10 protein-coding genes and 1 pseudogene are annotated in these 14334 nt (G+C 63.9%); 9 read left to right on the forward strand and 2 right to left on the reverse strand.

Annotated elements, in window-relative coordinates:
- The first annotated feature begins 25 nt into the window (after window positions 1-25).
- From AAZU54_RS18025 to AAZU54_RS18060, 8 genes are all read left to right on the forward strand, one after another.
- Window positions 26-4054, forward strand: a complete 4029-nt coding sequence (locus AAZU54_RS18025) for a molybdopterin-dependent oxidoreductase (RefSeq protein ID WP_434727466.1) — start codon at window positions 26-28, stop codon at window positions 4052-4054.
- 401 nt (window positions 4055-4455) lie between these two features.
- Window positions 4456-7008, forward strand: a complete 2553-nt coding sequence (gene nirB / locus AAZU54_RS18030; RefSeq protein ID WP_434727467.1) for a nitrite reductase large subunit NirB — start codon at window positions 4456-4458, stop codon at window positions 7006-7008.
- Window positions 7008-7370, forward strand: coding sequence for a nitrite reductase small subunit NirD (nirD, locus tag AAZU54_RS18035; RefSeq protein ID WP_434727468.1), 363 nt, complete (start codon window positions 7008-7010; stop codon window positions 7368-7370). Before nirB ends, nirD begins: the two co-directional genes overlap by 1 nt.
- A gap of 44 nt (window positions 7371-7414) precedes the next feature.
- Window positions 7415-8347, forward strand: a complete 933-nt coding sequence (pcaQ, locus tag AAZU54_RS18040) for a pca operon transcription factor PcaQ (RefSeq protein ID WP_392463536.1) — start codon at window positions 7415-7417, stop codon at window positions 8345-8347.
- 256 nt (window positions 8348-8603) lie between these two features.
- Entirely contained in the window at window positions 8604-9347 is a 744-nt protein-coding gene (locus AAZU54_RS18045; protein ID WP_186554697.1) for an FKBP-type peptidyl-prolyl cis-trans isomerase, read from the forward strand.
- Between the two features lie 268 nt (window positions 9348-9615).
- Window positions 9616-10056: a YkvA family protein gene (locus AAZU54_RS18050; protein WP_186554698.1), complete on the forward strand. Its 441-nt coding sequence runs from the start codon at window positions 9616-9618 to the stop codon at window positions 10054-10056.
- Between the two features lie 100 nt (window positions 10057-10156).
- Complete coding sequence (locus tag AAZU54_RS18055; protein ID WP_434727469.1) at window positions 10157-10501, forward strand: helix-turn-helix domain-containing protein; 345 nt, start codon at window positions 10157-10159, stop codon at window positions 10499-10501.
- Window positions 10498-10866 carry a hypothetical protein gene (locus AAZU54_RS18060; RefSeq protein WP_186554700.1) on the forward strand — a complete coding sequence of 123 codons (369 nt, stop codon included), beginning with the start codon at window positions 10498-10500 and terminating at the stop codon, window positions 10864-10866. The genes AAZU54_RS18055 and AAZU54_RS18060 overlap by 4 nt, the downstream gene beginning before the upstream one ends.
- Before the next feature lie 100 nt (window positions 10867-10966).
- On the opposite strand, the gene AAZU54_RS18065 is transcribed toward AAZU54_RS18060, so the two are convergent.
- On the reverse strand, window positions 10967-13048 hold the full coding sequence (locus AAZU54_RS18065; protein ID WP_264235784.1) for a carboxy terminal-processing peptidase: 2082 nt from the start codon (window positions 13046-13048) through the stop codon (window positions 10967-10969).
- A 140-nt stretch (window positions 13049-13188) separates the two neighbouring features.
- Here AAZU54_RS18065 and AAZU54_RS18070 point away from each other — a divergent pair, with 140 nt between their 5' ends.
- On the forward strand, window positions 13189-14151 hold the full coding sequence (locus AAZU54_RS18070; protein WP_186554702.1) for an NAD(P)H-quinone oxidoreductase: 963 nt from the start codon (window positions 13189-13191) through the stop codon (window positions 14149-14151).
- Window positions 14152-14224: 73 nt separating this feature from the next.
- Here the strand turns inward: AAZU54_RS18070 and AAZU54_RS18075 are convergent.
- Window positions 14225-14334 (reverse strand): annotated as a pseudogene (locus tag AAZU54_RS18075) (IS110 family transposase); the annotation flags it as partial.

Raw genomic sequence — 14334 nt, forward strand, 5'->3', positions numbered from 1 at the left:
TTTCGTTTTTGCCGGGAGAAGCCCGATGGCCACTAGCCAAGTGCGCAGCGTTTGCCCTTATTGCGGGGTAGGGTGCGGCATCGTCATGTCGGTGGAAAATGGCCAGGTGCAGAAGATCGCGGGCGATAAACAGCACCCCGCCAACTTTGGTCGCCTGTGCACCAAGGGCCTGACCGCGCACCTGCCGCTAACCGCCGCTGGGCGCATGGCCAATGCCTACGTCCGTCAGCAGCGCGCCCAGCAGCCGGTGCGCAGCAGCTTGGACGCGGCGATCGAGCAGGCCGCCGCGCGCCTGCGCGCAATCATCGACGAGCATGGCCCGGATGCCGTGGCGCTGTATGTCTCCGGGCAGATGTCGCTGGAGGCGCAATACCTGGCCAACAAACTGGCCAAGGGCTTTATCCGCACCCGCCATATCGAGTCCAACTCGCGCCTGTGCATGGCCAGTGCCGCCAGCGGCTATAAACAATCGTTGGGCGCCGACGGGCCGCCCGGCAGCTATGAGGATTTCGAGCAGGCGGACGTGTTTCTGGTGATCGGCGCGAACATGGCCGATTGTCACCCGATCCTGTTCCTGCGCCTGCTCGACCGGCTCAAGGCCGGGGCCAAGCTGATCGTCGTCGACCCGCGGCGCAGTGCCACGGCCGACAAGGCCGAACTGTTCCTGCAACTGCGCCCCGGCAGCGACCTGGCGCTGCTCAATGGCCTGCTGTACCTGTTGCACCAGAACGGCCACACCGATGCCGAGTTCATCGCTCGCCACACCGAAGGCTGGAGCGATCTGCCGAGCTTTCTTGAGGACTATCAACCCGAGCGCGTGGCGGCCCTGACCGGGTTGTCCGAAGCTGACATCCGCCAGGCCGCACAGTTGATTGGCAGCGCCAACAACTGGATGAGCTGCTGGACCATGGGCCTGAACCAGAGCATCCATGGCACTTGGCACAGCAATGCACTGTGTAACCTGCACCTGGCAACGGGCGCCATCTGCCGCCCCGGTAGCGGGCCGATGTCGTTGACCGGTCAGCCCAATGCCATGGGCGGGCGCGAGATGGGCTACATGGGCCCGGGCCTGCCGGGCCAGCGCTCGGCGTTAGTGGCCGCAGACCGGGCGTTTGTCGAGGCGCAGTGGCAACTGCCCGCTGGCAGCCTGCGCAGTGAAGATGGCGAAGGCACGGTGGCGCTGTTCGAGCAGATGAAGGCGGGCGAGGTGAAGGCCTGTTGGATCATCTGCAGCAACCCGGTGGCCAGCGTCGCCAACCGCCAGCAGGTGATCGACGGCCTAGGCCAGGCGCAGTTGGTGATCAGCCAGGATGCTTTTCTCGATACCGAGACCAACCGCTACGCCGACATTCTCCTGCCTGCGGCGCTGTGGGCCGAAGGCGAGGGGGTGATGATCAACAGCGAGCGCAACCTGACCCTGATGCCGCGCGCCGTCGACGCCCCAGGTGAAAGCCAGGAAGACTGGCGGATCATCGCCCGCATCGCCGGCGCCATGGGCTACGCGGACGCATTCGATTACGCCGATGCCGAGGCGGTGTACGACGAGATCCGCCGCTTCTACAACCCCGCCACGGGGTATGACCTGCGCGGTATCGGTTATGCCGACCTGCGCCAGCGCCCACGGCAATGGCCCAGCGCACCCGGTCGCGAAGATGATCGCAGCCCGCTGCGCTACCTCAATGACGGCAGCAGTCAGCAACTGCTGCGCGACGCCCAGGGTCTGCAACCGGCGCTGGCATTCCCCACCGCCAGCGGCAAGGCGCGTTTCTTTGCCCGGCCGTGGTTGCCGGCCGCCGAGCTACCGGACGATGACTACCCCTTCGTGCTCAACACCGGCCGTGTACAGCATCAGTGGCACACCCTGACCAAGACCGGCAAGGTCGCGAGCCTGAACAAACTCGAGCCGGGTCCCTTCGTCGAGATCAACTCCGAGGACGCCCAGCGCCTGGGGATCGCCGAGCACGATCAAGTTGCGATCCGCTCGCGCCGTGGCCAGGCGCTGTTGCCTGCGCGCGTCACTGACCGGGTCATGGCCGGCGCTTGCTTTGCGCCGTTCCACTGGAACGACCTGTACGGCGAGCAATTGGCGATCAATGCCGTGACCTCTGATGCGCTCGACCCGACCTCGCTGCAACCGGCCTACAAGCACTGCGCCGTGGCCCTCGAACGGGTCAGCGGTGCACGCATCGAGACCGTGGACTTGACCACTGCCACCCCTTCGGAGCCTGCCAGCATGCCGCTAACCACCCTCAACCATCTGCTCGGCCTGGACAACCTGCCAGCGCCGGCCTTGGCCGAGGATGAGCGCCATTATCTGCAAGGTTTTTTGCTCGGCCTGGGCCAAGCGCGGCGGCAAGGAGTGCCAAGCCTGCCCGCCACGGCACCGCTGGCGCCGGCCCGGCGCCTGTTTGTCGATGGCTTGCTGGCCGGGCTGTTCGTCCAGCCCCAGACGCTGCCGAGCGCCTTGCCCGAAACCGCCCCGCACCGGGTGCTGTGGGCGTCGCAGACGGGTAACGGCGAGGCCCTGGCCGATCGTTGCGCGCAGCGCTTGCGTGCCGCCGGGCTTGCCGTGGAGCTCAGTTGCATGGATGCGGTCACGCCCAGCCAACTGCAAGGCGCCGCCAGTGTGCTGTTGATCGCCAGCACCTTTGGCGATGGCGAGGCGCCCGATAGCGGCGCGGCGTTCTGGCAAGCCTTGCAGGGCGAGCAGGCCATTGATTGCGCTGAACTGCCCTACGCGGTGCTGGCCCTGGGCGATTCGAGCTATGGCCAATTCTGTGGCTTCGGGCGCAAGCTCGATGAGCGCCTGGCGCAACTGGGTGCGCGCCGGCTGCTGGCGCGGGTCGATTGCGAACCGGATTTCGACCAGGCCTTTGCCGCTTGGCTCGACGCGCTGTTGGCCGAGCTGGGCAGTACCGCGCTGCTGCCAGCGGCCATCGAGCCTGAGCCACTGGCCGCCTATGGCAAGCGCCAGCCTTGGTCGGCACAGTTGCTGGAGAACCGCCTGCTCAATGGCCCCGGTGCGAGCAAGGAAACTCGGCAGCTGGTGTTCGACCTGGCTGGCAGCGGCTTTACCTATCAGGCCGGAGACGCCCTTGGCGTGTGGCCGCGCAATTGTCCGCAGTTGGTCGAAGAACTGCTGGCCTTGATCAAGCTCGACGCCAGCACCACGGTCGAGTTGCAGGGGCACCCCGCCATGTCATTGGCGAGCGCTCTGCAGCAGCATCTGGAGATCGCTCGGGTCACCTCCCAGCAGCTACACGTGTTCAGTGAAACCGCCGCTGATTTGCATCGTTTGCTACAGCCTGAACACAGCGCCGAGCTCAAGGACTGGTTGTGGGGGCGGCAGTTGGTCGATGTGCTGCGCGAGTTTCCCCAGCAATTGCCGTTGGCCACCTGGCTTGAGCTGCTCAAGCCATTGCAACCGCGCCTGTATTCGATCAGCTCAAGCCCCAGGGCCCACCCTGAGCAAGTTCACCTGACCGTGTCGACGGTGCGCTATGGGCAGCGCAAGGGTGTGTGCTCGGCGTTTCTTGCCGATCGCGCCGAAGCGCTCAAGGTGGCGATCTTCCCCCAGGTCTCCAGGCATTTTCGCCTGCCCGAGGATGACGCGGTGCCCATCATCATGGTCGGTCCGGGCACCGGTATTGCGCCGTTCCGGGCTTTTCTGCAAGAGCGCCAGGCCAGGGGCGCGAGCGGCGGTAACTGGTTGTTCTTCGGTGAACAGCACCAGGCCTGCGACTTCTATTACCGCGACGAGCTGCTGGCTTGGCAAGCCAGCGGCCACTTGCGCTTGGATACGGCGTTTTCCCGTGATCAGGCAGAGAAGATCTACGTTCAACAGCGCATGCGCGAGCAAGGCGCCGAGCTCTGGCGTTGGCTACAGCAGGGGGCCTATTTCTATGTCTGTGGCGATGCCCTGCACATGGCCAAGGATGTCGATGCGGTGTTGCGCCAGATCGTGGCCGAGCAGGGCGACATGAGCGCCGAGGCGGCGGCTGCCTATGTCGAGGCGTTGAGCAAGGACAAGCGCTACCGCCGCGATGTGTACTGACATGCCCCATGATGGGGAGTGATGCACTTTGGCTGTGCGATTTTTCGTAGATAGAGGTTGCCCGTACCGGCCTCTTCGCGGGCGAGCCCGCTCCCACAGGGGCCGGGTCGATTACAGGGGCTGCGACTTGCAGGGCCATGTGGGAGCGGGCTTGTCGGGGCGCCGAACCGCCGCGAAGAGGCCAGCAGGTGCAACGCAAAAAATGCTCCTTGCACAGTCAGCACATCAAATTGGCACACTCCCTGCTTTTACTCTTGTACAACACGCCCCGCTGATCAACGGCGATCACTCAGGGGCCTCACACTGATGAGAACAGGCAAAGGCGCCTGGAGCTTCGGCTCCAGGCGTTTTTTTTTGTCTTTACGGCGGCCAACCCCGCCAACCGTGATCGAGGATCGGCTATGAAGGCAACAGCGAGCGGCGAACATCTACAGCGACTGGTCATCGTCGGCAACGGCATGGTCGGTCACCACTGCGTCGAGCAACTGGTCGAGCGTGGCGCCTTGGCCCGTTTCGAGGTGCGGGTGTTCGGCGAAGAGCGCCAGCGCGCCTACGACCGGGTGCACCTGTCGGAGTACTTCGCCGGCAGCGATGCTGAAACCTTGGCCATGTGCCCCAGCGATTTCTACACGGGCCACGGGGTGCACCTGCACCTGGGCGAAGCGGTGGTGGACATCGACCGCGAGCGCTGCGAGGTGGTCACCGCCGAGGGCCGTTATGGTTATGACCAACTGATCCTGGCTACCGGTTCCTACCCGTTCGTGCCACCCATCGAGGGCTCCAGCGGCACTGCGCGCCTGGTCTATCGCACTTTGGATGACCTCGACGCTATCCGTGCTGCAGCCGCTGACGCCCGTCGCGGCGTGGTGGTCGGTGGCGGCTTGCTCGGCCTGGAAGCGGCCAACGCGCTGAAATCTCTTGGCTTGGAAGCGCACGTGGTGGAGTTCGCCCCGCGCCTGATGCCGGTGCAACTGGACGGCGAGGGCGGCGCGGCGCTCAAGGCGCAGATCGAAGCCCTCGGCGTTGGCGTGCACCTGTCGCGTGCCACCCAGTCGATCAGTGCCGGCGACGCCTACCGCTACCGGATGAATTTCGACGGTGGCGAGTTCCTCGAAACTGACCTGATCGTGTTCTCCGCCGGCATTCGCCCGCAAGATGCCCTGGGCCGCAGCTGCGGCCTGGACATCGCCCCGCGCGGTGGGGTGGTGATCGACAACGACTGCCGCACCAGCGACTCGCAGATCTTCGCCATCGGTGAATGCGCCTCGTGGAATGGCAGCGTGTTCGGCCTGGTCGCGCCGGGCTACAGCATGGCGCGCAACCTGGCTGCGCGGTTACTCGGGGAGGCCAGCAGCCCGTTCACCGGCGCCGACATGTCGACCAAGCTCAAGTTGCTCGGCGTCGATGTCGGCTCGATCGGCGATGCCCACGGTGCCACGCCCGGCTCGCGCAGCTATCGCTTCATCGACGAAGCCAATGCGGCCTACCGCCGCCTGGTGGTCGATGCCAGCGGCAAGCATGTGCTCGGTGCGGTACTGGTCGGCGACAACAGCTACTACGACACCCTGCTGCAGTACTGCCAGAACGGCATCGCCCTACCCGCCGACCCGGCCGCGCTGATCCTGCCGCAAGGCGCTGGCGCACCCGCCTTGGGCGCCGATGCGCTGCCCGACAGCGCGACCATCTGCTCGTGCCATAACGTCAGCAAAGGCGCGGTCTGCGCCGCCATCGACAGCGGCTGCGCCGACCTTGCCGCGGTCAAGAGTTGCACCAAGGCCGCCAGCGGCTGCGGCGGCTGCGCGGCATTGCTCAAGCAGGTGTTCGAACACGAACTCAGCGCCCGCGGCGTCACTGTCGACAAGAGCCTTTGCGAGCACTTTGCCTACACCCGCCAGGAGCTCTATGGCCTGGTTCGGGTCGAGGGCATCCGCACGTTCAATGAGCTGCTCGAACGCCACGGCAAGGGTCATGTCGGTTGCGACATCTGCAAGCCAGCGGTGGGTTCGATCCTCGCCTCATGCTGGAACCAGCCGATCATGGACCCGGCCCTGGTACCGCTGCAGGACACCAACGACACCTTCATGGCCAACATGCAGAAAAACGGCACCTACTCGGTGGTGCCGCGCATCCCAGGTGGCGAGATCACCCCGGACAAACTGATCGTGATCGGCCAGGTGGCGAAGAAATACGACCTCTACACCAAGATCACCGGCGGCCAGCGCATCGACCTGTTCGGCGCCCAGTTGCACGAGCTGCCGCTGATCTGGGGCGAGCTGATCGAGGCCGGCTTCGAAACCGGGCATGCCTACGGCAAGTCGACCCGCACGGTGAAATCCTGCGTCGGCAGCACCTGGTGCCGCTACGGCGTACAGGACAGCGTCGGCATGGCCCTGCGCCTGGAAGATCGCTACAAAGGCCTGCGTTCGCCGCACAAGCTCAAGTTCGCGGTGTCTGGCTGCACCCGCGAATGCGCCGAAGCGCAGAGCAAGGACATTGGCGTGATCGCCACCGACAAGGGCTGGAACCTCTATGTGTGCGGCAACGGCGGCATGCGCCCGCGCCACGCCGAACTGTTCGCCACCGACCTGGACGACGACGCGCTGATCCGCACCATCGACCGCGTGCTGATGTTCTACATCCGCACCGCCGACAAGCTGCAGCGCACCTCGGTCTGGCGCGAGAGCCTGGAGGGCGGCCTGGATTACCTCAAGGCGGTGATCCTCGACGACAGCCTGCAACTGGGCGCCGAGCTCGAAGCGCAGATGCAGCATGTGGTCGACCAGTATGAGTGCGAGTGGGCCAACGCCCTGAACGATCCCGAGAAACTCAAGCGCTTCCGTACCTTCGTCAATGACCGGCGCGCCGACCCGGACGTGCACTTCGTCCGCGAACGCGAACAACGCCGACCTGCTAGCGCGCTGCACCTGATCCCCACTGTCGAGGAGGCTGTCTGATGAACCTGTCCAATGCTGCTGTTGCGCAACACGCCCACTGGCAGGCGGTGTGCCAGGTGCAGGACCTGGTCGCCGATTCTGGCGTAGTGGTGTGGCTCGAAGGCGAGCAGGTCGCGCTGTTCTACCTGCCCAATCAAGAGCAGGCGTTGTACGCCATCGACAATCGCGACCCGCGCTCGGGGGCGAACATCATCGGCCGCGGCTTGATCGGCAACATCGGCGGCGAGCTGATGGTCGCCGCGCCGTTGTACAAGCAGCACTTCAGCCTGCACAGCGGGCGCTGCCTTGAGGATCCGCAGCAGGCGCTGCGGGTGTGGCCAGTAAGGATGCGCGGCGACGCTGTGGAGCTGGCGATGCTATAAGATGGCGCATCGACGCTATCGCGGCAGCGGCCGCCCCCCAAGGCATGAATCTCGACACGCGTATCAAGTATCGCCATCTTCTGTGCTTCCTGGAGATTGCCCGCCAGGGCAGTCTGGCCAAGGCGGCTGGGGTATTGGCGATCAGCCAGCCGGCTATTTCCAAGACCCTCAAGGAGCTTGAAGAGCTACTTGAAACGCGCCTGTTCGAGCGCACCCGCCAGGGCGTCGAGCTGACCCCGGCCGGGACCCGTTTCATGCGCTACGCCGGGCCCAGCGTGCAGGCGTTGCGCGACGGCGTGAGCACGCTGCGTGGCGAGGCGCGAGCGCCTTCGCAGGTGCGCATTGGGGTGCTTTCGACTGTCGAAGGGCTGTTGATGCCGGAGGTGCTGTGCCGCTTGCACCAGCGTCATCAGGATCTGGTGATCAGCGTGGTCACAGGCGTCAGCGCGCAGTTGCTGGGCCAGCTGCATGTGGGTGAGCTGGAGCTGGTGGTCGGGCGCATGACGGACAGCCCGCAGATCCAGGGGTTGTCATTCGAGCATTTGTATAGCGAGTCGATGAGCCTGGTGGTGCGCCCTGGGCATCCGCTGCTGGCGCGCCAGCCAGTGGAGCGCGGGCGGGTAGGGGACTATCCGCTGGTGCTGCCGCCGGCGGGCACGACCATTCGCCAGCATGCAGACAGCCTGTTCGTGCAATGTGGCATCCAACTGCCGGCGCAGCGCCTGGAGACGCTGTCGCTGGCGTTGAGCCGGCGCTATCTGTTGGGCAGCGATGCGGTGTGGGTCGCGCCGCGCGATGCAGTGCTGATCGACCTGGGCAGTGGCGAGCTGGTTGAGCTGGACCTCGGCGTGCAGGAGCCGGGTGGCTCGGTGGGGATCTGTCGCAATGCAGCGTTACCGCAGAGCCTGCCGGCGCAGTGGATGTGCGAGGTGTTGCGCGAGGTGGCAGGGCAGTATCGGGATGGGGTTTATCCTTGAGGGTTGCTGGGCATGTCAGCGGCTTCTCAAGTGCCCTGTCACCTGCACTTCGAAATAAATAGCCACAAAAACCCGGCAAACCGAGCCTATCCCGTCAATACTGGCCATTGGCTGCAACCCTGGGATGAACAACCTTTCACCCACTGAACTTCCAGCCCGCAACCCGCTCTTATGCCGGTAGCCATTGGTAACGGCCGCCTGATAAGCTCGCGGCTTTACCCTGATTGCCCTTATGGCGCATGAACAAGGAACTAGCATGAAACAACATCGTTTGGCGGCTGCGGTTGCCCTGGTAAGCCTGGTTCTGGCGGGCTGCGATGCCCAGACCAGCAGCGTAGAGCTGAAAACCCCGGCACAGAAAGCCTCCTACGGTATCGGCCTGAACATGGGCAAGAGCCTGGCTCAGGAAGGCATGGAAGACCTTGATTCCAAAGCAGTAGCCCTCGGTATCGAGGATGCGGTCAGCAAGAAAGAACAACGCATCAAGGACGAAGAGCTGGTCGAGGCCTTCACCGCCCTGCAAAAGCGTGCTGAAGAGCGCCTGACCAAGGCCAGCGAAGAAGCCGCTTCCGCTGGCAAGAAGTTCCTGGAAGAAAACGCCAAGAAGCAAGGCGTGGTTACCACTGCCTCCGGCCTGCAGTACGAAGTGGTGAAAAAGGCCGATGGCCCGCAGCCTAAGCCGACCGATGTGGTCACCGTCCACTACGAAGGCAAGCTGATCGATGGCAAGGTGTTCGACAGCTCGGTCGAGCGCGGCAGCCCGATCGACCTGCCTGTCAGCGGCGTGATCCCAGGTTGGGTCGAAGGCCTGCAACTGATGCACGTCGGTGAGAAGTACAAACTGTACATTCCGGCTGAACTGGCCTACGGCGCGCAGAGCCCAAGCCCGCTGATCCCGGCTAACTCGGTACTGGTGTTCGATCTGGAACTGATCGCCATCAAAGACCCGAGCAAGCTCGAAGGCGAAGCGCCGGACGCTGCCGAAGCGCCAGCCAAGTAAGCCTCGGCTGAATGCACAACGCCCCGCCTGCCGGGGCGTTGTCGTATCTGTGGGGCAGGCAAGACGAACCTTGCGGGCGCCGGGCTGTCCGAAAAAGGACTGGCGTTGCGGTTGCCGCAAAACGTTTGCGAAGATGAAACAACTGTGTAAAAAACGCCCGATCTGAGCCAGACCCTTGCCCACTGGGCGCCCGGCGTCGGAAACTGTGCCCTGTTCACAAGGTTATCCACAATAAATGTGGATAACCTTCTGCCGATCTGGAGGCCTCATGAGCGCACCCTGGAATTTCGCCCGTTTCCTGCCCCTGGCCGAGCGTCTGCTCAGCCGTGGTCGGTTGCCGGCTTTGCTGTTCGCCGTTGCCCGTAAAGGGCCCAGGCTTGGCCAGTTGCGCGAAGACGTGCGGCTGATGCAGGCGCTGTGCCTGGCGTGGTGGCGGGGTGAGTACCGCGCGGTCAGCCCCAAGGCGCTGGTCACCGTCGTGGCCGGCCTGTTGTATTTCGTTAGCCCATTGGACGCGATTCCCGACTGGCTGCTGGGCGTCGGGTTTCTCGATGACATTGCCGTGCTGGGTTGGGTGCTCAAGACCGTGGCCGATGAGCTGGGCCGCTTCAAAGCCTGGCGTGACAGCCAGGCCCCGGAGCGTCTGCGCGTGGTCGAGCGCCTGCCAGACACCCCTGAAGCGCTACGCCTAGAGCGCCGCACGCCCTGATTTGCACCTGAACTGCACAGACTCCCGCGCTTGGTAATATAATTGGCATAAGGATTATGCCTACGGATTACATGGAGTAATCCTACGTAAGGGGATTGTGATGGAAATTCAGGTCATCAGCCGGGACGGTCAGCCCGAATATGCCGTTGTTCCCTGGGAGCACTACCAGGCACTGCTCAAAGCGGCTGGTCAAGCGCCTGCCACCGACAAGGTCGAAGCAGGTCAGGCAGATGCTCCTGCGCCAAGGGTAACCTTGCTCGACCTGAGTGAGCTGGCGCAGTTACGCCAGGCCAAGGGCCTGGCTGCCGAACAACTGGCGCGTACGGTGGGCATTAGCCCGGCGTACCTGGCCATGATCGAAGCAGGCGAGCGCCGGCCTGATGCGGCGATCTTGCGCAGTCTGGCCTGGCACCTGGGTATCGCCGGCTGGAGCGAGCCATCATGAGCCAGGTGAGGATCAGCCGTCAGCAGTGGCAAAGCCTGCTCGATGAACTTGATCTAGCCCGACGCCAGCGTCATCTGCTTACCTACCGCGCCCTGCTCGAGCGTCTGCAGTTGCCCACCCCGGCGATGCAGACGCTGACCGCTGCCCTGGAATACCTGGCGCGTCTCGATGCCCAAGCCGAGCAGCCGCTGCGCAGCTCGCTGGTGATCAGCCAGGGCGCCAGCCGCCTGCCACGCACCGGCTTCTTCGAATGTGTCGAGCGCCTGGGGCGGTTTTCCGGGCCGGTGGATGGCATGGAGGCGGCGTCCTGGCATGCATCGGAAGTGGTCCGGGTCTTCGAGTACCGCTATCCCGAAGAGGCCTGAGCCAGGCGCTGTTACAAGCCGTACATAAGCCAGAAGGGCCGAACGTTCACACGTTCGGCCCTTCTGGTTTGTGTCACACGCTTGAGCGGCTGCTCGGCACTTAGTGCTTGGCCACCTGCGAGTTCAGGCTCAGGTAGTCGAGCAGGATGCGTCCAGTCTCGGACAGGTAGGCGTCATCTTCCGGCTTGGTGTCTTCATCCTCGACCGGCAGGGCGTCCTCGTCTTCCTTCTTCAGCTCCTTGAGCGGCTCTTCGCCCTTGGCCTTGCGACGAATGTTCTCCAGGGCCAGTTGCTTGGCTTCGATCTCATCGTGGCGAGCGCGGCGCTCCTGCTCATTGAGGCTGACGGTCTTTTCGTTCATCAGCTTCTGGGTCAGGGCCAGGCGGTCTCGGATGTAGGCGAACTCGGCGTCCTTGGCGCTGCGCGCGTCATGGCGTGCCTTGAGCTCAGCCAGGAACGGCTTGAACGGATCGGCAGCCGGTCTGATCACCGGGCGGATGGTGTCCCACGGCATCGCCTCGGGCAGGGCGCTCTCGCCAATTTCCTTGGTGTCGATGATCGACGGGTAGTCGATGTCCGGCAGTACGCCCTGGTGCTGGGTGCTCTGCCCGGAGACCCGGTAGAACTTGGCCAGGGTCAGCTTCAGTTCGCCATGGTTGAGCGGCTGGATGGTTTGCACCGTGCCTTTGCCGAAGGTCTGGCCACCGATGATCAGCGCGCGGTGATAGTCTTGCATGGCACCGGCGAAGATCTCCGAGGCCGAGGCCGACAGGCGGTTGACCAGCAGCGCCAGCGGGCCTTTGTAGAAGGCGCCGGTGTTCTCATCTTCCAGCACATCGACGCGGCCATCGGCGTTGCGCACCAGCACGGTCGGGCCTTTGTCGATGAACAGGCTGGTCAGCTCGGTGGCTTCCTGCAGCGAGCCGCCGCCGTTGTTGCGCAGGTCGATGACCACGCCATCGACTTTCTCTTTCTGCAACTCGGTGAGCAGCTTCTTGACGTCGCGGGTGGTGCTCTTGTACTCCGGATCGCCGGCACGGTAGGCCTTGAAGTCCAGGTAGAAGGCTGGGATCTCGATGATCCCCAGCTTGTAGTCACGCCCGTCCTGCTTGAGCTTGAGCACCGATTTTTTCGCGGCCTGCTCTTCAAGCTTGACCGCTTCGCGGGTGATCGAGACCACTTTGCTGGTCTGGTCGTTCGGCGCATTGCTGGCCGGGATGACCTCCAGGCGCACCACCGAGCCTTTCGGGCCACGGATCAGCTTGACCACTTCGTCCAGGCGCCAGCCGACCACGTCGACCATTTCCTTGTTGCCCTGGGCGACGCCGATGATCTTGTCAGCCGGGGCCACCTGCTTGGTCTTGGCCGCAGGGCCTGCCGGCACCAGGCGCACGATCTTGACCTGGTCGTTGTCGCTTTGCAGCACCGCACCGATGCCTTCGAGCGACAGGCTCATGTTGATGTCGAAGTTTTCCGCGTTGTCTGGCGACAGGTAGTTGGTGTGCGGATCGTAGGACTGGGCGAAGGTGTTGATATAGGCCTGGAAGATGTCTTCGGCACGGGTCTGGTTCAAGCGCGCCAGTTGGTTCTTGTAGCGCTTGGTCAGGGTTTCCTGGATCTGCTTGGGATCCTTGCCGGCAATCTTCTGGCGCAGCACTTCGTCCTTGACGCGTTTGCGCCACAGGTCGTCGAGCTCGGCCTCATTCTTCAGCCACGGGGCGTCCTTGCGGTCGACCAGCAAGGATTCCTTGGCAGTGAAGTCGATCTTGTCGACGCCTTTGTTCAGCTCCGCCAGGGCGAAGTCCAGACGCGATTTGACCCGATTGAGGTAGCGCTTGTAGATGGTGAAACCCGGGTCGAGATTGCCGGCCTTGAGGAAGTCGTCGAACTGGGTCTTCCACTTGTCGAATTCGGCGATGTCGGACGCGGTGAAGTAGCTGCGCGAAGGGTCGAGCAGCTTGATGTAGCTGTCGTAGATGATCACCGAGCGGGCATCATCGAGCGGCGGCTTGCTGTAATGATGGCGCTTGAGCAGCTCCACCACGTTGAGGCTGGCAACAACCTCGTCTCGATCTGGCTGCAGGCTTTCCCACTTGTTGGCGGCCGCCGCATTGCCGCCGAGCGTCAGACTGCCGACGCCGATGAGCAGGGCGAGGGCGGTGCTGGGCAGGAAATGCTTCATGCTGATTCGACGTAAAGGCAATTGATCACGCATAGTAGGCCGTCTATTCCGTTCGCCGGTTCCATGGAGCCGGACAAATACTGCGAAAAGCCCGAGGTAAGCATCCTCGGGCTCAGTCATGACTCAACTATGGAGGCACTGTGAAGGCATTGCAAGGCGTTGACGGACATGTGGAGTGGCGTGATGCCGAGCGCCCGACCTGTGACGCGGGCCAGGTGCGCATTCGTGTGGCCGCCGCTGGGCTGAACCGCGCTGACCTGTTGCAGCGCGCCGGGCTCTACCCACCGCCGCCGGGGGCCAGCCCTTACCTGGGCCTGGAATGCTCGGGGGTGATCGAGGAGGTTGGCGCTGGTGCCGACTGGCGTGTGGGTGATCGGGTGTGCGCACTGCTCGCCGGTGGCGGCATGGCCGAAGAAGTGGTGGTCGATGCCCGCCATGTGCTGCCGGTGCCCGAGGGCCTGAGCCTGCACGAAGCGGCGGCGATCCCCGAGGTGTATGCCACGGCCTGGTTGAACATCTTCCAGCTCGGCGGCCTGAAGGCCGGCGAGAAGGTGCTGGTGCATGCCGGGGCCAGCGGCGTCGGTTCGGCGGCGATCCAGCTGTGCAAGGCGTTTGGCAACCCGGTGTGGGTCAGTGTTGGCTCGGCCGAGCGGCTGAGCTATTGCCAGGACCTGGGTGCGGCCGGTGGCGTGGTGCGCAATGAGAACCTGGATGATTTGAAGGGGCTGGCGCCGTTTGACGTGATCCTCGACCCGGTGGGCGCTGGTTATGGGCCGCTTAACCTTGAGCTGCTGGCGCGCGATGGGCGCTGGGTGATCATTGGCTTGATGGGCGGGCGCAAGGTCGAGCTGGACTTGGCGGTGGTACTGGGCAAGCGCCTGCAAGTGACGGGCTCGACCCTGCGCAATCGCGATGATGGCTTCAAGGCTGAGTTGCTGCAGGAGTTGGCGCAGCAGGTGTGGCCGCTGTTTACTGAAGGCCGCCTGAAGGCGCAGTTGGTCGATACCTACCCGGTGGCGTTTGCCGAGGCGGCTTATGCGGAGCTGGCCACCAACCAGGTGTCGGGCAAGCTGGTGTTGGTGATCGACCAGAGCCTTGTGTAGTCCCTGCTGACCCCATCGCGGGGCAAGCCCGCTCCTACGCCAGAGCGACTTACTGGCGTGGGAGATTCTATGGTTATGGGCAAGCCAATTTCATAGCTCTGGTGATGTATTCGCCCTGATTTTTCATCAGGGCGAAAGCCACGCGGGCAAGCTTTCGAGCCAAGATGACCAAGGCTTGGGTTG

This window comes from Pseudomonas sp. Je.1.5.c (assembly GCF_051129895.1).
Taxonomy (GTDB): domain Bacteria; phylum Pseudomonadota; class Gammaproteobacteria; order Pseudomonadales; family Pseudomonadaceae; genus Aquipseudomonas; species Aquipseudomonas urmiensis.